The sequence below is a fragment of the Sulfuricurvum sp. MLSB genome (assembly GCF_000747095.1).
In the GTDB taxonomy this organism is placed as follows: domain Bacteria; phylum Campylobacterota; class Campylobacteria; order Campylobacterales; family Sulfurimonadaceae; genus Sulfuricurvum.
This window is the reverse complement of the sequence record NZ_JQGL01000148.1, coordinates 1-20,893: the sequence shown is the minus strand read 5'-3', so window position 1 is coordinate 20,893 and position 20,893 is coordinate 1. Positions and strand designations below refer to the sequence as shown.

Sequence of the window (20,893 nt, the reverse complement as noted above, 5' to 3'; positions counted from 1 at the left end):
CCTATCCTTTAATAACCAAATTGACCAGTTTGCCCGGGATGACAATCGCTTTGACGATCTCTTTTCCCTCCAGCCATTTTTCGACGGCTGTTTTGGCACTCTCGATAATCGTATCCTGGCTTTCGCTGACTCCGACTTCAATTGTAGCACGGTTTTTGCCGTTGACCGAAACCCCGAGGCTCAGGGCGTCGACTTCAAAAACCTCTTCGCACACGTTTTGCGGTCCGAGATTTTTTCGGTTGAACAAATTCGTCGAAAGTTCCCAGCACAGATGCGGTACGATCGGTTCCATAATCGAGAGTAAAATCCAGTACCCTTCGCTCCACACGTCGCGATTATTTTGTTCGCCGAGCGCGTTCATCGCTTCCATGACCCCGGCGATCATCGTGTTGAACGTGTGGCGCTCCGTATAGACTTCCTGTGAGCGTTTTAGCGCTTCGTACACTTTTTTACGGGCCGTTTTCTCCTCTTTGGAGAGCGCCGTATGATCGATATTCGGCAAACGATCGGCCGCATTGACGTTTTGGCTGCGGTCAGCGAACCGTTTGAGGAAGCGGAAAGCACCTTCTACCGCGCTGTCGTTCCATTCGAGTTCCTGGGTCGGAGGAGCGGCGAACAGGATAAACAGACGCGCCGTATCGGCACCGTATTTGGCAACCAGTTCTCCGGGATCGACGGTATTGCCTTTGGATTTGGACATTTTGGCTCCGTCTTTGAGAACCATTCCCTGCGTCAGAAGATGCTCGAACGGCTCGTCGCTCTTGACGTATCCCAGATCGCGGAGCATTTTCGTAAAAAACCGCGCGTACAGCAGGTGTAAAATCGCGTGTTCGATTCCGCCGATGTAGTGGTCGACTCCCATCCAGTAATCGAGCGCTTTGGGATCAAACGCCTCGGGATAGGTGTTGGGAACCGTATAGCGCAGGAAATACCATGACGACTGGATGAACGTATCCATCGTGTCGGTCTCGCGGATGGCAGGCTTGCCGCATTTGGGGCAGGTGCAGTGTTTCCACGTCGGATGGTGTTCCAGCGGGTTCCCCTCGCCGTTAATGACGACGTCTTCGGGCAATGCGACGGGGAGGTTGGCCTTGTCTTCGGGAACGATGCCGCAGGTGTCGCAGTGGATCAGCGGGATTGGCGCTCCCCAGTAGCGCTGGCGGCTGATTCCCCAGTCTTTGAGACGGAAATTGATCACTTTTTTCCCGAGTTTGTGCTCTTCGAAATGATCCATGATGGCCGCTTTAGCAGCGGTGTTGTCCATGCCGCTGAACTGCGCGCTCTCATGCAGTATTCCCGCTTCGGTATAAGCGGACCCGACAGGCAGTTCCCCCTCGCTCGGGAAGATAACCGCTTTGATCGGAAGGCTGTATTTCGTCGCGAACTCGTAGTCGCGATCGTCATGTGCCGGAACGGCCATCACCGCACCAGAACCGTAGTCGGTCAGGACGAAATTCGCTACCCACACGGGAACTTTGGCGCCGGTCAAAGGATGGATCACGCTGATCCCCAGAGCTACTCCCTCTTTGGGACTCGTTGCACGCTCACGCGCGCTGACGCGCTGCATCGCTTTGATTGCATGGGCGGTGGCTTCATCGAGCAGGCCGAACGAAAGCATATGCCGAACGATTTCATGCTCCGGTGCAAGGGCGGCGTAACTCACCCCGTAAATCGTGTCGGGACGAGTCGTGAATACGTCGAAGCTCTGATACACCGCTCCAACCTTGGCTTCGCTCTCCTCATCCAGCTTGAACGCGAATTCCAGACCGTACGATTTTCCGATCCAGTTTTCCTGCATCGTCAGAACCTGCTTGGGCCATTTGCCTTCCAGCGATTTGAGCGATTCGAGAAGTTCTTCGGCGTAATCGCTGATTTTCAAATAGTACTGATACATCTCTTTTTGGACGATCGGAGTACCGCATCTCCAGCATCCGCCGTCAACGACCTGCTCGTTCGCCAGAACGGTCAAATCGTGCGGACACCAGTTCAGAAAGCCCTGCTTGCGATACAGCAGCCCTTTGTTGAACATGTCGATGATAAAGCCCTGCTCAAACGCCGTGTATTCGGGGTTGGAGGTGGCAAATTCCCGCTCTTCGGAGAATGAAAGCCCTAATCCCGCCAATTCTCCCCGCATCGTTGCGATGTTTTCATACGTCCATTTTTTCGGATGGACGCCGTGTTTGATCGCAGCATTTTCCGCCGGCATCCCGAAACTGTCCCATCCGATCGGGTGCAGAACATTAAACCCCTGCTGACGGTAGTAGCGGGCAAACGCATCCCCGATCGTGTAGTTACGTACGTGTCCCATATGGATCCGACCCGAAGGGTAGGGAAACATGCTGAGGACGTATTTTTTCGGTCGGGAAAAATCGTTTGAAGGTTCATACGCTTTGGTCTCAGACCACGTATGCTGCCATTTGGCTTCAATCTCTGCGGGGGTGTAATTCAAAAAATGCTCCTATTATTCGTAATTCTCTTTGGCTTTCGCACTTTCAATGAAAACCATAATAATTGAAAAAAGATTGGCGATCAGTGCGCCGATGGCCAACGCCACGGCCCACTGAACACTCCCGACCACTTCCATGTAGATGAATGCCGGGATCAGATGCAAATCGGCGACCAGCGATCCGGCCAGCAGTTCCGCCGCCAGCAGATTACGGACACCGAGTTTCAGTATCGTCGATACGATGTTCAGACTCGCCGCCACAAACAGCATGATCGACGTATGATCAAACAAAAATGCCGCCGTAGACGTCAGACTCATCAACGTGAAAAATACGTAAATAACTTTGCCCCAATCCATAACTCGCTCCTTTAGATAATTAAACTACGCCCTGTTCGAATTGTGCGCGCATTTTTTCTTTTTCGGCTTCTCTCGCCGCATTTTCGGAGAGTTTGGCACGATAGCGTTTAACATCAAACCCGAACCATTTCAGAATCGGGGATGCGACAAAAATCGAACTGTACGTTCCCACCCCGATACCAACAAGGAGCGTGAACGCAAATGCGTGAATGATCTCTCCGCCGTAGAAGAACAAAACGATCACCACGAACAACGTCGTCAACGACGTCAGAGTCGTCCGTGAGAGGGTGTTCGTGATCGACTCGTCGATGATCTCGGAAAGTTCGGTTGTCTTGCTCTCGGTGATCCCTTCGCGAATACGGTCGAAAACGATGATTGTATCGTTGATCGAATACCCCAGCACCGTCAGAAGGGCGGCGAGAACGTCAAGATTGACGTCCAGTCCCACCAGCGCAATCGCCCCCAGCGCGATCGAAATATCGTGCACCAGCGCGATAATCGAAGCGACCGCAAAGCGCCATTCAAACCGGAAGGAAACGTAAATCAGCATCCCGATCAACGCAAGGCTCAATGCCATAATCCCTTTTTCGCGCAGCTCGCCTCCCACCTTCGCTCCAACGATATCAACCCGACGAATCTCAAATTTCCCTGTTCCCGCAAGCTGCTCGCGGGTCACGTCGCCGATATCTCTGGTCATGCTCTCGGAAGTGTTTTTCAGCCGGATCACCACCTCATCCGGTGAGCCGAATTCGTTGATCGATGCTCCTTCGAACATCGGGTTGCCCGCGAGCTTCTGCCGCATCTGATCGATCGGGGCAGTCCCTTCGTATTGCACCTGCACAATCGTACCGCCGACGAAATCGATCCCGAAATTAAGCCCTTTGGTAAACAACAGCGCATATGATCCAAGCACCATCATCAACGAGATGACAATGGCAATCGTCGATTTTCCCATAAACGGAATAGGACGGGTAACTTTAAACAATTCCATACATTACCCCTTTATCCCGAAATATCTGCCCGGCGTTTTGGACTTGCCCATCCGGTTCTCCAGCATCTGATAGATGCCGTGTGTTCCCAAAATAGCCGTCAGCATGGATGCAAGAATGCCGATGCTGATCGTAATGGCGAAACCTTTAATCGCCCCCGTACCATACACATAAAGGACAATCGCGGCGATAAGCGTCGTAATGTTCGCATCGACGATTGCGCGTATCGCATTATCGTATCCCGCCTCAATCGCTTTGCGAATCGAGTGTCCCTGCCGTATCAGCTCGCGAATCCGTTCGGAAATGATGACGTTCGCATCGACCGCCATCCCGACGGTAAGAACGATGCCCGCCATACCCGGCAGAGTCAGCGTAGCACCAAACAGTGCCATAATCGCAATGATGAGCAGCAAATTGACGACAAGGGCGACGTTAGCGACAACTCCGGCCATGCCGTAATAGAAAATCATAAACAATGCGACAAGGAGAAATCCGCCGATGAGGGCGATCATACTCGCCTGAATGCTGTCGGCTCCCAGGCTCGGTCCGACCGAGCGTTTCTCCATCATATAGATGGGAGCCAGCAAAGCGCCCGAACGGAGTGCAATAGCGAGGTCGTTGGCTTCGGCCGTCGTATAATTCCCGCTGATCTGGCCGCTTCCGCCGCCGATACGCTCATTGATGACGGGAGCCGAATAGACTTTACCGTCCAATACGATCGCGAGGCGTTTGCCGACGCTTTTACCCGTAAAGTCGCCGAAAATCTGCGCCCCTTCGGAATTGAGGGTGAAATTGATGACCGGACGGTTGTTCTGATCGTATCCTACCTGCGCGTCGGTCAGCATCGATCCGTCCAGAATGGGGATTTCATTCACCAGATGTTTCGCACCCGGTGCAATGGCATCTTCCAGAATTTTATCGCCATACCCGGCCGCTTCGACTTCATTCATCTCGCCCACACGCATCGCGCGGTCCTCATCGACCGCCATCAGCTCGAGCTTGGCGGCACGGGAGATCAGCTCACGCGCACGCTGCTCTTCTTCGGGGGTTTTGATCCCGGGAAGCTCGACCAAAATCTTGTCAAGCCCCTGCTTGGCAACCGTCGGTTCGGCCAGACCGAACTGGTCCAGACGGTTTCGGATCGTCTCAATCGCCTGATCGACGGCCTGAAGCTTGAGTTTTTCAACCGCTTCGGGAGTCATGGCAATCGCATATTTCCCCTCAGACACATGAACAACCGCCCCTTCGATGGCTTTAAGATGTTCATCAACCGCTGTCGCATCATCCGTATCGAGCAGTTCAAAAACGACTTCGCCATCACTTACGCCGATACCGTCGATTAGGATATCGTTACGCTCGCTGAAATGTTTCATACCGGAGGCAATCGATTTGAGCTGGGAATTAACCGCTTCTTCGGTTTTTACCCCGAGCAACATGTGCAATCCCCCCTGAAGGTCAAGCCCCAGGGTGATCTTTTTCCCCTCTTCACTTTGGGTAAACGAAGGGATGGAATAAACGAGGCCGAAAATCGTAGCGATGATCAGCAGAACAATACGGTAATTAAGCTTCATCCTCGTACTTTCTTGCTACCGCGTCTTTGACGAGGCGCCCTTCGGTCTCATTGTTGAATTTGACGGCAAAAAAGTTCTCTTCGACTTTTTTGATTTCGACGATCAGTCCGCCGCTGGTGACTACTTTATCCCCTTTTGCAAGAGCTTCGATCATCTCTTTGTGGCGTTTCGCCTGTTGGTTTTGGGGACGGATGATCACAAAATACATAATGGCGATCAAAAAGACAAACGGGAGAATTTGAACGAGAAAATCCATGAGGTTCCTTCATTAATGAAAATTAGCGCATTATACTCAAAAGACATTAACATCGCTATAATTCTCCCATGAAATTACGATCTGCCGCCCTCATCGACCTCTTTTATCTTCCGCTTGCCATCGCGTTTGGGTTCAGCGCTTTTATTTACATTGAACATTTTGGGCTTACCTCCAAACTTGTCAATACCGCCGCCGCGCTGGGCGCCTTGTACGGGATGCTTTATGCTCCCCGACGCACACTCCCGATAGCCGGGTTCTTGATCGGACTACTGTGGTGCTACTGGATCGGATTCAGTTTTCAGTATTACGGGCTCGGCTGGGCAACGGAGCTGGTAGCGCTGGGATTCGGTATCGTCTATCTGCTCTTTTTCGGCATACTGGGACTGACATCCAACCCCCTCATCCGCGCAGTGCTTCTTTTTGCTCTCACATTCGTGTGGCCGATGGATTTCAACTGGATGCAGCCCGAACTCATTTTTGTAGAGAGCTATATCGGCATACAGAAATGGCAGTTTGCACTCGTTCTTTTCGCCCTCGCCGCCGCCTATTGGCTTAGAGGATGGAAAAAAGGTCTCAGTTTTTTGATTCTCATTGCCGCCTACGAGCCCGGCTACACTCAGCCCGCGATGCCCGATGTCAAAATCAAACTGGTCTCCACCGATATTTCGCAGGATTTCAAATGGCAGCGCGAGCGGCTGTATACGACGGTACGGGAAAACTTCGACGCCATCGATCAAGCCATCGCCGAGGGGTACGATCTCGTCGTCCTGCCCGAATCGGCGTTCCCTCTCTTTCTCAACCGTGAGAGAGAACTGATTGAGCAGCTAAAAGAGCGTTCAGCGCATATTGCCATCCTGACCGGGACGCTGCACGAAGAAAATGGCCTCAATTACAACGTCGCCTATTATTTTAACAACGGCGAAGTGACGGTGGCGAAAAAAACGATCCTCGTACCGTTCGGCGAGTATATCCCCCTCCCAGAGTTTTTGCGCGAATGGGTCAACCGCGAGGTTTTCGGCGGGGGAAGCGATTTCGTCACGGCGGACAAACCGACCGATTTCACGCTCAAAGGGGTGATGTTTCGCAATGCGATCTGCTACGAAGCGACGCGTGCGGAACTCTACACATCCGAAGTGCGCTATCTAATCGGGATTAGCAACAACGGATGGTTCAAACCCTCGATCGAACCGACGGTGCAAAATTTATTGATACGCTTTTATGCGCGCAAAAACAATACGGTCGTCTTTCATGCGGCAAATGGCGGGGGAAGCGGGATAGTTTACTGATAGGAAGAAAAGAGAAAAAGGGCAAAAGCCCGAAGGCTTTCGCTATGAATCAGTGGCGGACGTTCAGATTGTTGGCTTTGATCGCGTTGATAATTCCCTGAACCTGTTTCATTTTCGCCTCTTCGTCGTCCATGTTGTGGATCGCTTCGAGGTTGAACGTACCGAGTTTGGTGTCGAGGTACCCGGTGTCGAGTTTGCCGTCGATGAAATCCTGATCCCGGACGATCTGGCGGTGAAGAGGCACATTGGTCGGAACCCCTTCGATCAGGAATTCATCAAGCGCACGCTGCGCTTTGCGAACCGCATCTTCCCACGTCAATCCCGATACGATCAATTTTCCGATCATCGAGTCGTAGTTGGCGGGAATCTGATAGTTGGTGTACGCCATGCTGTCCAGACGCACCCCCGGACCGCCGGGAGCAAGATAGTTGGTAATCAACCCCGGTGAGGGGACGAAATTGAGCTTCGGATTTTCCGCATTGATCCGGAATTCGATCGCGTATCCGCGGAACTTGATCTCCTCCTGGAGGAATTTGAGCGGATCGCCCTCGGCGATCTGGATCATCCGCTGAATCAAATCGATACCCGAAATCACTTCGGTGACCGGGTGTTCTACCTGAACACGGGTATTCATCTCGATAAAATAGAAATTATCGTCCGCATCGACGAGGTATTCGATCGTTCCGACACTCTCGTAACCCAGTTTGAACATCGCTTTGGTCGATACGCGGTACAGTTCGCGGCGCACCGCTTCGTTCAGCAGCGGCGATGGAGCGATCTCGATCACTTTCTGGTGGCGGCGCTGAATCGAGCAGTCGCGGTCTCCCAGATGAACAACGTTGCCGTATTTGTCGGCAACGATCTGAATCTCAATGTGGCGCGGGTTTTTGAGGTATTTTTCGATAAATACCTCGCCGCGGCCGAAAAAGCGCAACGCCTCTTTGGTCGCCGATTCGTACATCTCTTTGAAATCGGACGCTTTTTCGACGATACGCATCCCGCGTCCGCCCCCTCCGAACGCCGCTTTGATGATGATCGGGAACCCGATATCCGCGGCGATTTTTTCGGCGTCGTTGATGTTGTCGATCGGCTCGTCGGTTCCCGGCAGCATCGGAACGCCCACTTCGCGCATCGCGACTTTCGACGCCATTTTGTCCCCGAAAAGGGCTACGTGTTCGGGTTTAGGCCCGATGAAGATGATGCCGTTGTCCAGACAGGCCTGGGCGAATTCGGCACTTTCGGAAAGGAACCCGTAGCCGGGGTGGATCGCATCGCATTCGGCTTTTTTGGCCAGTGAAATGATCCGTTCGTAGTCGAGGTACGCCGCAACGGGATCACCCAGGATGGGATAACACTCGTCGGCTTTGCGTACCCATACGCCGTTGACGTCCGCTTCCGAAAAAACGACGACACTTTTTATCCCCAGCTCTTTACATGCCCGGATAATGCGCAATGCGATTTCACCGCGGTTGGCGATTAGGACTTTGTTGATCTTGGTGGTTTCCACGGATTCCCTCTTTTGTACAAGTTTAGCGTGCGAAATAGTAGGGCAATCGGTATAAAAATCGCATCAAAAAATCTCTTTTTGTCTCTGATGTTTTACCGGGATTTCAACAATCCGCACTACAATGACACTATCAAACCGATGGAAGTGGCGCCTGATGAATTATCTATATCCGTATCGGCACTATTTTGTGTCCCTGATCCTTTTTGTTTTGATTACGCTCATCTCGCAGATATTTAAAGAAAATCTTCAGATGATCAACATCGTTCTCATCCATCTGATTCCCGTCATCGTGATCGCACTGTGGGGAAATATTCTCGCCACAACTCTCATCACCACACTTTCGATTGCACTTCTAGCGTTGTATATCCCCCCGACGCTCAGTTTTTTGGTCCACGAACTGATGTATCTCTGGAGCTTTGTCATCTTTTACATTGTGGGCTATATCATCACGCTTCAAGCCAAGCGGATTCATCACAACAGCATCAAGGAAATCCTCTACAGCACCTTGTCGCACGATCTTAAAACGCCTCTTTCGTCGATCATGGGAAACGCCACTTTGCTGGTCGATAGCCAGACGGTCGATCCGGCGATACGCTACAAGACCATCTCGCTGATTATCGAATCAAGCCGGCAAATGAACCGTCTCATCAGTAACCTGCTCGACAGTGCCCGGCTGCAAAATTCCCAAAGCCCTCTTAAAAAGGGGTGGTGCGATATGGAAGAGCTTATCAGTCTTGCCCGAAGGGAATTTCGCCGAGACACGTTACACGATCGGCTCGAATGCCGTTTCGATTCGGATTTGCCTCTCTTTTACGCAGACTGCGCCCTTCTTTTGCGACTGTTCGTCAATCTGCTGGACAACGCATTGAAATATTCCGATGAAGACAAACCGATCCGCCTTGATATCCGTGCGACGCCGGCTGAGTTTCGGATTACGATTTCGAACGAATGCGCTCCGATCAAAAAAACCGATCTGGATAATCTTTTCGAAAAATTCTACCGTGCCGGCAACACCGCCGACATTTCCGGCAGCGGGCTCGGATTGACGATCTGCCGGGATATTTCACGGGCACATCATGGTAACATTAGGGCGTACAACATCGCAAACGGCGTCAGCTTCGAAGTGACACTCCCCGTCCTTAAACGCCCTGCATCTTTAAAAGAGGTATTATGAAACACCCGACGCTGGTTTTAATCATCGAAGACGATAATGCGATCAGCCGCCTGCTGGCCCTTTCACTGCAGCAAAACAAATTCAAAACGCTCGTCGCCAAAGACAGGCATACAGCACTCCGGGAGCTCCAAACACGCAGCCCGGACCTCATTTTGCTCGATCTCGGGCTCCCCGACGGCGACGGCAAAGAACTGATCAAAACCATACGCACAATGCTTTCGGTCCCGATTATCGTCGTCTCTGCCCGAAACGATGAAAAAGAGATCATCGCTTCGCTCGATGCGGGGGCCGACGACTATGTTACAAAGCCTTTTTCCACTGATGAATTGCTGGCTCGCGTCCGCTCGACGCAAAGACGTTTTTTGGGGCTGCAAAAATCAGGAAACATCATTACCTGCAGCGACATCGTTATCGACGTAGAACAATTTTCCGTAATCAAAGGCAATCAGCCGCTTAAACTGACGCCGACCGAATTCAATCTGCTGAAATATTTTATGCTCCATTCCAACGAAGTGCTTCCCCACATGAAAATTTTAAAAGAGGTGTGGGGTGTGGGATACCAGCATGAGATGCAATATCTTCGCACCTACGTTAATGCGCTCCGGAAAAAAATAGAAAGTGACACCACCTCTCCCGAATACATTCAAACCGAGCTGGGGATCGGCTACCGTTTCGTCTGTACGTCGCCGGCCTGATTCGCTGCAGGCGATGCATCTGCAAGCATTCCATACAACAATAAGCATACTTAAATACTATGGATTATTGGCTTTTTGAAGATTTGCTATTATAATGGACAAAAAAACGGGATGACGATTATGAAAATAGCGGCCAACATCACTGAACTTATCGGCAATACGCCCCTTGTACGGCTTAATGCCCTCTCAACGCAAAGCGGCGCCACCCTCCTGGGAAAATGCGAGTTCATGAACCCTACCAGTTCGGTCAAAGACCGCATCGGCCGCAACATGATCAAAACGGCGATGGAAGAGGGGAAAATCAACGCCGACACCCTCATTGTCGAACCCACCAGCGGCAACACAGGGATTGCTCTTGCCTCGATATGTGCGGCGCTGGGGTTGAAACTGACCCTGACCATGCCCGAATCGATGTCGATCGAGCGGCGCAACCTATTGCGTGCGCTGGGAGCCAATCTGGTTCTTACACCCGCAGCGCAGGGGATGAAAGGGGCCATCGACGAAGCCGACCGGCTCGTAGAAACCAATCCCAACGCCATTATTTTGCAGCAATTCGCCAATCCCGCCAATCCGGCGATTCACCGTTCAACGACGGCACAGGAGATTTTGCGCGATACCGACGGTAACGTCGATATCTTCATTGCCGCCGTCGGCACGGGGGGAACCCTTACCGGAACCGGCGAAGCGCTGCGCGAGATTTTACCGAATGTTCAAATCATTGCCGTCGAGCCCAAAGACTCTCCCGTCCTCTCCGGAGGCAGACCGGGTCCCCATAAAATCCAGGGGATCGGTGCGGGATTCGTCCCGGATGTTCTGAACACCGATTTGTACGGCGAAGTGATCCAAGTCAGCAACGAAGATGCGATCAACGCTTCCAAAGCGCTGGCAAAAAGCGAAGGTATCCTCGTCGGCATCTCCGCGGGGGCAAATGTCCATGCGGCCTCTATCGTCGCTTCCCGCCCCGAAAACCGCGGGAAAACAATCGTCACGATTCTGTGCGATACGGCGGAACGCTATCTTTCTACCCCGCTGTTCGAAGAGTAAAGCGTGCTGTTAGAGACGATACGGTGCGAAGACGGATTGCCTCTTCATCTTTCATACCATCAACTACGTCTCGATACGACTTGCGAGAGTCTCGGCATCAGCCGCTCCTATGATCTGAAATCCCTCGTCATTCCTCCCGACGAAGGACTATACCGATGCCGGTTTTTGTATGACGCCGCTGCCGCCTCAATCGAATTTCATCCCTACGTTCAGCGCACATTCTCATCACTAAAACTCATCGATGCCGATGCCGTCGACTATGCGTTCAAATACGCCGATCGTAGCAGTCTGGATCGTCTCTTTCAACAACGTGGAGAGTGCGATGACGTCCTTATTGTTCAAGACGGTTACCTGAGAGATACGACGATTGCCAACGTCGCCCTGTACATAGAAGGCAGATGGATGACACCCAAGCAGCCTCTGCTGGGAGGAACGACCCGTGCGCGCCTCATTGACGAGGGGCTCCTTCTACCGGTTGCATTACGCGTTGAGGATATTGCCAAAGCAGACAAAGTAGCCCTAATGAACGCGATGATGGGATTTGTTGAAGTGGAACATGGTATAATTTTTTAAAAAATAACAGGGTTAGTCACGCATGCTATTCGATATTATCAAAAGCCCCTCTTTCGCCCGTTTAATGGAAAATCATGTTCGGGATATGCTCATTTACCTTTTTGAAAACGAGCAAAATTTCGGCATTTTGTGTAAAATCGAACACATCACCTTCGAACCGCCCCTGCCCCAACACATCAGTGACGAGTTCCGGGCGATGACGCTTTTCTTTTTGGCCGGATACACCTTCGAAAGTGCGCGGATCGATAACGACACTCTGATTTTTGAAGCGGGGTTCGGGCATGAAAACGTCGGCAGTTTCGTCACCGTACCGCTCCTGTCCATCGTACAGGTTATCATTGACGACACCCCCGCATTTGTGAATCTGGCCGTTCCTGTCGAACAGCAATCGATTCCGGTTATCGAAAAAAGCGAAGGGTTTCATAATTCCATGAGTGCGCTTTTATCCAATCCGGAAAACCAGAAGTTTTTGAAGAAAAAATAGTCTTAAAAGTGTAATTATTGAAGATAATGAAGTGCGGTTTACTGCACGCGGGCTTCCCGCCGAGGGCAAGTGCCCTCTGGGTAAAACGTAGCGTTACAGCTTTAATCCTAATAGGTACGTGACGACATTATCGATGAATGCGTCGTGCTTACGCTCTTTGCTGTAGGCGATGTAAAATTTGCGTTTGATCTTATAGTTTTTGATCCGCGCTTCGAACAATTTGCCCTCTTCCACCTCATCGGCGATAACATGGCGTGAAATAACCGATACGACCGGACGGGCAGAATCTTTGGGCGAGCGCATAATCGTCTCTTTGATCGCCGTCGAACTTGCTACCACACCGATGACGCTGAAACCTGAACATTCGACACCGATCTCTTCGAATACTTCGGAAGTGAGCTTGCGGGTATGCGAGTTTTCGTCCCGGCAAATCCAGTCGAATTTGTACATATCGTCCCGACGAAGCTGTTTGGGAATCGGCTGATTCGAGAAAATGACCAGTTCGTCCTCTTCCCATTCGCGGTAGATCAGCCCGTCGCGGAAAACCGGCGATTCGATCAATGCGATATCGATTTTTTTATCGAGCAGCTGCGTGATGATCTCATCCGAAAAACCGACCCGTATATGAACTTCGTTGTTAATCTTTTCTTTGAGCTGTCCCAGATACGAGGGGAGGACGTAGTTACCGATTGCATACGACGCGCCGACGATAAAAGTAAACTCTTTGTTGATAATTTTGAGAAGCTCTTTTTCACTCGACTGGATCGCTTTTTCAAGCTTGATGGCGATGCGGAAAAGGTCTTCTCCCTCTTTGGTCAGCTTAATGCCGTTTTTCTTCCGCTCTACGATCCGCGTGTCCAGATAGTCTTCGATAAACTTTATCTGCTGCGTAACGGCGGGTTGCGAAATACCGAGTTTTGCCGAGGCTTTTGAAAAACTTTTTTCCCGAACTACCGTCAGGAAGGTCATGAGTTTTGCAAAATCTTTTAACATAATAATTCCTATAAGCTGAATGAATAGCAGTATTATAACTCATTATTATAACCAATGCAAGAGTCAGCTGCCGTTTCTTTCCCGGAAGCGGTCATTAAAAAGTCAAATAGAGGAAATTTGGGCTATAATTAAAATAACTTAACCATACAAAGGCAGCGGGTAGCATGGAGAAAATTTTCTCAGACCTCAATGACGCTCAGCGCAGTGCTGTAGAACAGATTGACGGTCCATTGCTGATTTTGGCGGGAGCCGGAAGCGGAAAAACCAAAACGATTACCTCCCGTCTTGCCTATCTTCTCGATGCGGTAGGGGTTCCCGCCGGCAATACCCTGACGCTGACATTTACCAACAAAGCGGCCAAAGAAATGCGCGAACGTGCGATGAATCTCATCGCCCAAAACTCCTATCCCCCTTTACTGTGCACTTTTCACAAATTCGGTCTGCTGTTTTTAAAATTTCATATCCATCTGCTCGGGCGGCAGAACAACTTCGTCGTGATCGACACTGACGACAAAAAAAAGATCATCAAGAAGATTAATGCCGACCTCCCCACGGCACTGATCGCCAGCGAGATTTCCCGCTATAAAAACTCCCTGATCGACCCGGTCGAAGCCTATGCGCAAGCTGAACTGACCAACTACAAACACATCGCCAAAATCTATGAAGAATACGAAGCCTATCTATTGGAAAACAACCTCGTCGATTTCGATGATCTGCTGTGCCTGACGTACCGCCTGCTGGACGAGCATCCCGATCTGTGCCGCCAAACCAGCGAAAAGTATCAGTACATCATGATTGACGAGTATCAGGATACGAATGAACTTCAGCTGCGCCTGCTGCAAAAACTCTGTACGGCCCACAACAATCTGTGCGTCGTGGGCGATGACGACCAGAGCATCTACGGATGGCGTGGAGCGCACGTACGCAATATCCTCGAATTCGATCAGGATTTCGAAAATGCCACCGTCGTCAAACTCGAACACAACTACCGCTCGACCCAGCCGATCCTCACCGTCGCCAACGCTTTGATCGAACACAACCGCTCCCGTCTGGGAAAAACGCTGATCGCGACCAAAAGCGGCGGAGAAGAGGTCCAAACCATAACATCGCACGACGAAAGCGAAGAATCGCAGAAAATTGCCAAAGCAATCAAAACCCTCATAGCCGACGGAGTCCGCCCCAATGAAATCGCCGTCTTGTACCGCATCAATGCGCTGAGCCGTTCGCTGGAGGAAGGTCTTAACCGTGCCGGAATTGCCTACAAGCTCGTCGGCGGGCTGCGCTTTTACGACCGTGCCGAAATCAAGGACCTTATCAGCTACCTGCGGGTCGTCACCAACGTGCACGACAATTTTTCGCTGAAACGGATTATCAATAAACCCAAGCGGGGCTTGGGGAAAGCGACAATCGATAAAATCGAACTCTCCGCGATGGACGCGGGCAAATCGATGTTCGAATTTATTGCTACCCTTCCCGACAGCGAACTTGAATCGTTGGTCCGTAAAAAAAGTGCGGGGGAACTGCGCGATTTTATAGCCGAAATCACCGAGCTGCGCACCGTAGCCGATGAAGCCATATACCGTTTTATCGATCTTCTTGAGGAGCGATTCAAAATTAAAGAGACCCTCAAAGGGTTACCGGATGAAGCCGATAAAATCTCGAACGTGGACGAGTTCTACGGGCTTTTCCGCGATTACGTCAAACAAAACCCTGATGCTTCCCTTTCCGAATTTCTCAACGACATCACCTTGCAAAGCGAACAGGACCAAGTCGAGGGAGAGAGCATCTACATTATGAGCATCCACGCCTCCAAAGGGCTGGAATTCGAGCACCTCTTCGTCATCGGGCTCGAAGAGGGGTTTCTTCCCCTTATCGGAGACGGCAGCGATCTCGAAGAGGAACGACGGCTGGGCTACGTCGCCCTCACCCGCGCCAAAAGCGCCCTCACCCTCTCCAGCGTCAACAGCCGCTTTTACAAAGGGCGCCGTACGGAGCTGCAACGCAGCCGTTTCATCAACGAAGCGGGATTGTGCGAAGGCTCCTTGATTCTGGAGAAAAACACCTCCTACAAAAAAGGGGATCTCGTCCGCCACAAAATTTTCGGTGCCGGACGGGTCGAAGGGGTGAGTAAATCGGGACGCGAATTCAAACTGCTCATCAATTTCGGCGGCAACAAACGCGATATTCTCGCCTCGTTTGTGGAGAAGCTCTAAGTTGAACCGCCTCTTCGTTGCCTACAAACCCGCAGGGATCAGTTCCAATCAGCTTCTCAGCCGGATCAAGCGACGCTACGGCGTCAAAAAAGCGGGCTATTCCGGAACCCTCGATCCGTTTGCCAAGGGAGTCCTCATCATTGCCTTCGGCAATCACGGACGCCTGTTTCGGTTTTTGAACAAAGCCCCGAAACGGTATCGTGCAACCCTGTGGCTGGGCGCGTATTCCCCGACACTCGATATCGAGCAGATCGAGCGGATCGATCCGCTGCAACCGTTTGATTCGGATACGGTTCACAACGTCGTCGAATCACTGCGCGGCGAGCTGACCTATCTTCCCCCGAAATACAGCGCCAAACGGCTTGAGGGCAAACGGGCCTACGAACTCGCCCGTGAAGGAAAAGAGGTAGTGCTTAAAACCATTACCTCCACCGTCTATGATATCCGACTGCTACACTATATGCACCCGTTCGTGACGTTTGAAGCAACCGTCTCGGAAGGAAGTTATATCCGCTCTTTGGGAGAGATGATCGCCGACAAACTCGGTGTGTCAGGCTCGCTTAGTGCCCTTGAGAGGCTGAATGAAGGGCAATTTGTCTATGAGAATGAAAAAGCGCTGGACGTCAAAACCGCACTTTCGCTTCCCAAAAACCGCTATAATGGCGATAAGATAACGATTCTGCTAGGGCAAAAATTAGCACGCGAAGATTTTGAGTGTCAGGACAACGGCACCTATTGGATCGATAACGGCGACACCATTTCTATTATCGACATTGATGAGCAGGGTGTTCATTACATTTTAAACAAGGTAGAAGCATGTTGATTCTTTCACGCAAAGCCGATGAGTCCGTCATTATCGCCGATACCATCACCGTCAAAGTGGTCTCCATCGACAAAGGTGTGGTAAAACTCGGCATAGACGCACCGCACAATATCCGAATATTACGCAGCGAACTGGTCCGTGCCGTCGAGAATTCCAACAAAGAAGCATCTGTCCGTGAAAGCGATGAATCATTGCTTCAGCAACTGGTACACAAATTAAAATTATGATCCGCTATCCTGCTTACGCCAAAGTCAACATTTTTCTTAAAATCACCGGGATGAGGGGGGATTATCATACCCTCAGTTCACGGTTCATGCGGGTTAAAAATCTGTTCGACACCCTTTGGTTCGAACCAAAATCAACCCCGGAATTCGAAATACGGGGCAACTTCGACTGCGACGTTCGATCCAATACGATCTACAAAGCGTATAAACACCTGTTAGCCGCTACCCGTTCCGACAAATTATCGGAATGGATGGAAACGCATGCGGTGTGCGTTGACAAACGTATCCCCTCTTTTGCAGGTCTCGGAGGCGGCAGTTCGGATGCGGCAACTTTTTTACGCATGTGCAATGAACGGCTCGAATTGGGTCTCGGTGTGGAAGAGCTGGCCGAGATCGGAGCCAATGTCGGTGCCGATGTCCCCTTTTTCGTCTACGGGTATGAAAGCGCGAACGTCACCGGCATCGGCGAGGTCGTCGAACGTTTCGACGAACCGCTTCTCGATTTCGAAGTCGTCACCCCGCAGATTCAGATCAGCACCCCTGCGGTTTACCGCTATTACCGCGAGCATCTTTACGCGCCGATCGGCGCGGAAGAAACCGCACGCCTCGAATCGACCCCTTCGCGTACGATATTAGCCTCCATGACTCCCACAGAAGCCAATGACCTCTATGGCGCTGCGCTCGGATGCTACCGTGAACTGAACGAAAAAGAGGGGTGGTTTTTCTCGGGGAGCGGAAGCAGCTTTTTTAGAATCAAGGATGAAGAGTAATGGGTGAAACAATCGCCACCAACAAAAAAGCGTTTTTCGACTACCATATCGAAGAGAAATTCGAAGCGGGTCTTGAGCTCATGGGAAGCGAAGTCAAAGCGATCCGTGCGGGGCGCGTCAACCTCAAAGACGGATTCATCAAAATCGTCAAAGGAGAAGCCTTCGTCTTTAACGTCCACATCGGCTATCTGGAGACAACGCATCGCCATTACGGGCATGAAGAACGCCGAAGCCGAAAGCTGCTGCTTCACCGAAAACAAATCGACAAGATGTTCAAAGCGGTAGAAAAAGACGGGTTCACCCTTGTCCCGCTGAGCCTTTATTTCAACGACCGCAATATTGCCAAAATGCAAGTAGCGATCGTCAAAGGCAAAAAGCTCTACGACAAACGCGAAGATCTGAAAGAAAAAAGCCTGAAACGAGATATGGAACGAGCGCTTAAAGGAGAATAAGTATGGTTCAGCTGCACAGCCTTGATCTTCAGGATTTACAAAATCCTCTCCATCCCTCTACGTTTGAAGAATATCGGGACTATCGTATTTTAGTACTCCGCCTGCCCGAACAAATCGGAAAAACTTCCAAAATCCATTCATACGGCTTTATACTGGCGGACAGTAGCGTTTATTATTATGATCGGAACGTGAACGACCTTATACACTTTGCCGCCGGGCTAGACGATCTATACCGCTTTTTAGACGAGAAAATCGACATGCTGATGGACGATATCGAAATCGTTCAGGATAAAATAGTTGCCCTTGAAGAGAATCTCTATCGAAAATTCTCCTCCCGTTTTATGGAACGCTGGCACGAAATGAAAAAAGAGCTCTCACACTCGGAACGGATCATTTTGAAAGCGGCCGATATTCTCGAACGCTTCATCACGAAATCAAAATTCTCAGAACACTTCCCTATCAATGAGTTCAATGACCTGCATGAACATTTGGAGCGGACCTTGCGCTCCAATGTCTCGGCAAACGACCAGCTCGATAATCTGTACAGTTACTACAACCTTCGCTCCAATGATCGTATGAACCGCAGCATTTATACCTTGACGGTCATCTCCGTCATCTTTTTACCGCTCAATCTCGTCGTCGGATTTTTCGGCATGAATACGGGAGGATTACCCTTTGAAAATCACGTCATGGGAACCTTTTATGCGTTTGTTACAATGATTCTTTTTGCGGCGTTTCTGACAACAGCGGTACTGTGGAAAATACGAAAAGAGTGATTTGGAAAATTTATTTTAAGAAAACAGTTGAAAGGGAAGAAAAAGATTGCCGCCGCAGAAGCGGCAGAAAAATTATTTGCGGAGTTCTTTGATACGCGCTGCTTTACCGGCAAGGTCACGAAGATAGAACAATTTAGCGCGGCGTACGCGACCACGGCGAAGAACTTCGATTTTCTCGAGGCTATCGCTGTAAAGTGGGAAGATACGCTCAATACCGACGCCGTTGGCACCGATTTTACGTACAGTGATGGTGCGGCTTACACCTTCACCGCGGATTGAGATACATACACCCTCATAATTTTGAACGCGTGATTTATCACCTTCTGTAATGGTTACGGCCAAACGAAGGGTGTCACCTGCGCGAAACTCAGGAACGTTTTTACCGGCGATTTGCGCTTGCTCGAAGCTAGCGATGTACTTATTTTTCATAAGATGTCCTTATTGTATGCTTTAGAAGCTGCTCCGGTCTGAAGAATTTTGTTTTGCATTCAGACAGAGACGATTTTAGTGCATGAATTTTACTATGGTTTCCCTTTAAGTATTCTGATGGGACAGCCATATTCTCATAAATAGCGGGTTTTCCGAACGTAGGTGCTTCCAAAAGTGGCGTTTCAAAACTCTCATAATCGAGCGACTCGCTGTTTCCGAGCACTCCTTCGAGATTTCGTACGATGGCATCGGTCATCACCAGCGAAGGAAGCTCCCCCCCGGTGAGGACATAATCGCCGATGCTGAACACTTCATCGGCGAACCGCTCCAACACCCGCTCATCAATCCCCTCGTACCTCCCGCTGACGAACACGACATGCTCTTTGGCACTGAGGCGTTTGGCATCGTTTTGGGTAAACTGCTTCCCGACGGGTGCCGCAAAAATGATATGGGCATTGGCGGATAAGGTTTGCAGCGCATCAAAAAGCGGCTGAGGAACCATCACCATGCCCGCACCTCCGCCTGCAGCCGTGTCATCGACTTTTGAGTGCTTGGAGGTACTGTAATCTCTCGGATTCAAGTAAGCCACGTCGAATTTTCCCGATTCAATCGCCCGCTTGAGGATCGAGTCTTGAAAATACCCTTCGATCAGATTCGAAAAAAGGGTCACGTAGGTGAAACGCATTACGACGCCTCAAGCAAGTCAATGCAACCCTGAACACGAATCGTTTTGGACGCCATATCGCATTCTTGTACATAATGATCGATATACGGGATCAGAAACGTCTCGCTGTACCCTTTTGCAACCCAAGAAGCCTCCGTTGCAACAAGAAGATAGTCTTGCGCGCCGATCCGTTCGATTTCACGGACAGAACCCAAAACCTGTTCACCTTCTTTGACCGCCAATCCGATCAAATCAAACCAGAAAAATTCCCCCTCTGCCAAACCGCATCGTTCGCGTGTCGCTTCTTTGGTCGTAAAAAGCTTGGCGTTCGTGAGCGCTTTGGCTGCTTCGGGAGTCGTGTACCCTTTAAGACGGACAAGCTCGCGTTCGGGAATATAATACTCGAGCGTCACAACCGTGCCGTTTTCAAGGGTAAACGTGGAATCCGGGATAAACTGTTCAGGGAAATCGGTATGAAGGTTCAGTTTCATATCCCCTTTTAACCCGACCGTACGGCCGAGGGTGGCGACATGAAGCCAATCTGCGGAAAGCGTGTTACGAAAGCGGTTCGACATTGATACGATAACTCTTGCCATCTTTGGCTTTACAGCCGGAGATGACGGTTTTTATCGCACCGATCATCTTCCCTTCTTTGCCGATGAGTTTGCCGACGTCCGCCTGATTGGCGTACAGGACAATCTCAGTCACTTCGTCGCGCTCAAACGACTCTACTCTGATATCTTCAGGATAGGCGGCGATCAGCTTCGCAAAGCCTGCGACGAAGTCGGCTACCATGATTATTTACCGGTAATTTTTTTAACGCGGTCTGACATTTGAGCACCGACGCTCAACCAGTAGTTCAAACGTTCTTCGTCAACTTTAGTCGTGATAGGATCGGTCATAGGGTTGTAATATCCGATCAATTCGATCCATCCGCCGTCACGGCGTTTACGGCTGTCTGTTACCGCGATACGGTAGAAAGGTTGTTTTTTGCGTCCCATACGGGTCAAGCGAATGACTGTTGCCATGTGTGTTTCCTTGTAGGTAATTTTGGTTTCGCGCTAAGTAACTTTGTAGAGTGTTTTGCCCACTAAAGCAAAAGAAAAACCACAAAATTGCTTGAACGCTAAGATAGAGATTCCCAAGAATCCCCAGCTTAGCATTCCC

24 protein-coding genes are annotated in these 20,893 nt (G+C 50.5%); 12 read left to right on the top strand and 12 right to left on the bottom strand.

Translation table 11 applies throughout. The features are described from left to right. Position 1 precedes the first annotated feature (1 nt). From leuS to yajC, 5 genes are read right to left on the bottom strand one after another with little or no spacing between them, the layout of a single operon-like run. Positions 2-2,449: a leucine--tRNA ligase gene (gene leuS, locus JU82_RS11430; RefSeq protein WP_037950898.1), complete on the bottom strand. Its 2,448-nt coding sequence runs from the start codon at positions 2,447-2,449 to the stop codon at positions 2-4. Between the two features lie 12 nt (positions 2,450-2,461). Further along, positions 2,462-2,803 (bottom strand): DUF6394 family protein, encoded by a 342-nt coding sequence (locus JU82_RS11425; RefSeq protein WP_037950895.1) that lies wholly within the window; start codon positions 2,801-2,803, stop codon positions 2,462-2,464. A 19-nt stretch (positions 2,804-2,822) separates the two neighbouring features. Next, positions 2,823-3,794 (bottom strand): protein translocase subunit SecF, encoded by a 972-nt coding sequence (gene secF / locus JU82_RS11420; protein ID WP_037950892.1) that lies wholly within the window; start codon positions 3,792-3,794, stop codon positions 2,823-2,825. A gap of 3 nt (positions 3,795-3,797) precedes the next feature. After that, positions 3,798-5,363 carry a protein translocase subunit SecD gene (secD, locus tag JU82_RS11415; RefSeq protein WP_037950890.1) on the bottom strand — a complete coding sequence of 522 codons (1,566 nt, stop codon included), beginning with the start codon at positions 5,361-5,363 and terminating at the stop codon, positions 3,798-3,800. Further along, complete coding sequence (gene yajC / locus JU82_RS11410; RefSeq protein ID WP_037950887.1) at positions 5,353-5,619, bottom strand: preprotein translocase subunit YajC; 267 nt, start codon at positions 5,617-5,619, stop codon at positions 5,353-5,355. The genes secD and yajC overlap by 11 nt, the downstream gene beginning before the upstream one ends. Before the next feature lie 68 nt (positions 5,620-5,687). Between yajC and JU82_RS11405 the strand changes: the two genes are divergently transcribed. Continuing rightward, positions 5,688-6,905, top strand: a complete 1,218-nt coding sequence (locus JU82_RS11405) for an apolipoprotein N-acyltransferase (RefSeq protein WP_037950884.1) — start codon at positions 5,688-5,690, stop codon at positions 6,903-6,905. 49 nt (positions 6,906-6,954) lie between these two features. On the opposite strand, the gene JU82_RS11400 is transcribed toward JU82_RS11405, so the two are convergent. Next, positions 6,955-8,412: an acetyl-CoA carboxylase biotin carboxylase subunit gene (locus JU82_RS11400; protein WP_037950881.1), complete on the bottom strand. Its 1,458-nt coding sequence runs from the start codon at positions 8,410-8,412 to the stop codon at positions 6,955-6,957. Between the two features lie 154 nt (positions 8,413-8,566). Here JU82_RS11400 and JU82_RS11395 point away from each other — a divergent pair, with 154 nt between their 5' ends. From JU82_RS11395 to JU82_RS11375, 5 genes are all read left to right on the top strand, one after another. Further along, the gene (locus tag JU82_RS11395) at positions 8,567-9,586 is read left to right on the top strand and encodes an ATP-binding protein (RefSeq protein ID WP_037950878.1); all 1,020 of its coding nucleotides are present in this window, start codon (positions 8,567-8,569) and stop codon (positions 9,584-9,586) included. Continuing rightward, on the top strand, positions 9,583-10,281 hold the full coding sequence (locus JU82_RS11390) for a response regulator transcription factor (RefSeq protein WP_037950875.1): 699 nt from the start codon (positions 9,583-9,585) through the stop codon (positions 10,279-10,281). The genes JU82_RS11395 and JU82_RS11390 overlap by 4 nt, the downstream gene beginning before the upstream one ends. 120 nt (positions 10,282-10,401) lie before the next feature. Then, a complete protein-coding gene (gene cysK, locus JU82_RS11385) occupies positions 10,402-11,325 on the top strand; it encodes a cysteine synthase A (RefSeq protein WP_037950872.1) in 924 nt (307 codons plus the stop codon). A 3-nt stretch (positions 11,326-11,328) separates the two neighbouring features. Continuing rightward, positions 11,329-11,898 carry an aminotransferase class IV gene (locus JU82_RS11380; RefSeq protein ID WP_037950869.1) on the top strand — a complete coding sequence of 190 codons (570 nt, stop codon included), beginning with the start codon at positions 11,329-11,331 and terminating at the stop codon, positions 11,896-11,898. Between the two features lie 22 nt (positions 11,899-11,920). Continuing rightward, complete coding sequence (locus tag JU82_RS11375; RefSeq protein WP_037950866.1) at positions 11,921-12,382, top strand: hypothetical protein; 462 nt, start codon at positions 11,921-11,923, stop codon at positions 12,380-12,382. Positions 12,383-12,475: 93 nt separating this feature from the next. Here JU82_RS11375 and JU82_RS11370 read toward each other — a convergent pair whose 3' ends face one another. Continuing rightward, entirely contained in the window at positions 12,476-13,375 is a 900-nt protein-coding gene (locus tag JU82_RS11370; protein ID WP_037950863.1) for a LysR family transcriptional regulator, read from the bottom strand. Positions 13,376-13,539: 164 nt separating this feature from the next. On the opposite strand from JU82_RS11370, the gene JU82_RS11365 reads away from it, so the two are divergent. The 6 genes from JU82_RS11365 to JU82_RS11340 are packed head-to-tail and all read left to right on the top strand — an operon-like array spanning position 13,540 to position 18,633. Then, positions 13,540-15,588, top strand: coding sequence for an ATP-dependent helicase (locus JU82_RS11365; RefSeq protein ID WP_037950861.1), 2,049 nt, complete (start codon positions 13,540-13,542; stop codon positions 15,586-15,588). 1 nt (position 15,589) lies between these two features. Continuing rightward, positions 15,590-16,411: a tRNA pseudouridine(55) synthase TruB gene (gene truB / locus JU82_RS11360; protein ID WP_037950858.1), complete on the top strand. Its 822-nt coding sequence runs from the start codon at positions 15,590-15,592 to the stop codon at positions 16,409-16,411. Next, on the top strand, positions 16,405-16,638 hold the full coding sequence (csrA, locus tag JU82_RS11355; RefSeq protein ID WP_037950855.1) for a carbon storage regulator CsrA: 234 nt from the start codon (positions 16,405-16,407) through the stop codon (positions 16,636-16,638). The genes truB and csrA overlap by 7 nt, the downstream gene beginning before the upstream one ends. Next, the gene (locus JU82_RS11350; protein WP_037950852.1) at positions 16,635-17,405 is read left to right on the top strand and encodes a 4-(cytidine 5'-diphospho)-2-C-methyl-D-erythritol kinase; all 771 of its coding nucleotides are present in this window, start codon (positions 16,635-16,637) and stop codon (positions 17,403-17,405) included. The genes csrA and JU82_RS11350 overlap by 4 nt, the downstream gene beginning before the upstream one ends. After that, positions 17,405-17,857: an SsrA-binding protein SmpB gene (gene smpB / locus JU82_RS11345; protein ID WP_037950849.1), complete on the top strand. Its 453-nt coding sequence runs from the start codon at positions 17,405-17,407 to the stop codon at positions 17,855-17,857. Before JU82_RS11350 ends, smpB begins: the two co-directional genes overlap by 1 nt. Before the next feature lie 2 nt (positions 17,858-17,859). Further along, positions 17,860-18,633, top strand: coding sequence for a CorA family divalent cation transporter (locus tag JU82_RS11340; protein WP_294892952.1), 774 nt, complete (start codon positions 17,860-17,862; stop codon positions 18,631-18,633). A 72-nt stretch (positions 18,634-18,705) separates the two neighbouring features. Here JU82_RS11340 and rplS read toward each other — a convergent pair whose 3' ends face one another. The 5 genes from rplS to rpsP are packed head-to-tail and all read right to left on the bottom strand — an operon-like array spanning position 18,706 to position 20,754. Then, positions 18,706-19,062: a 50S ribosomal protein L19 gene (gene rplS, locus JU82_RS11335; RefSeq protein ID WP_037950844.1), complete on the bottom strand. Its 357-nt coding sequence runs from the start codon at positions 19,060-19,062 to the stop codon at positions 18,706-18,708. After that, complete coding sequence (gene trmD, locus JU82_RS11330; RefSeq protein ID WP_037950841.1) at positions 19,052-19,747, bottom strand: tRNA (guanosine(37)-N1)-methyltransferase TrmD; 696 nt, start codon at positions 19,745-19,747, stop codon at positions 19,052-19,054. Before trmD ends, rplS begins: the two co-directional genes overlap by 11 nt. Next, positions 19,747-20,322 (bottom strand): ribosome maturation factor RimM, encoded by a 576-nt coding sequence (gene rimM, locus JU82_RS11325; RefSeq protein ID WP_294892949.1) that lies wholly within the window; start codon positions 20,320-20,322, stop codon positions 19,747-19,749. The genes trmD and rimM overlap by 1 nt, the downstream gene beginning before the upstream one ends. Further along, positions 20,282-20,521, bottom strand: a complete 240-nt coding sequence (locus JU82_RS11320; protein ID WP_037950835.1) for a KH domain-containing protein — start codon at positions 20,519-20,521, stop codon at positions 20,282-20,284. The genes rimM and JU82_RS11320 overlap by 41 nt, the downstream gene beginning before the upstream one ends. 2 nt (positions 20,522-20,523) lie before the next feature. After that, positions 20,524-20,754, bottom strand: a complete 231-nt coding sequence (rpsP, locus tag JU82_RS11315) for a 30S ribosomal protein S16 (protein WP_013459360.1) — start codon at positions 20,752-20,754, stop codon at positions 20,524-20,526. Between the last annotated feature and the right edge of the window lie 139 nt (positions 20,755-20,893).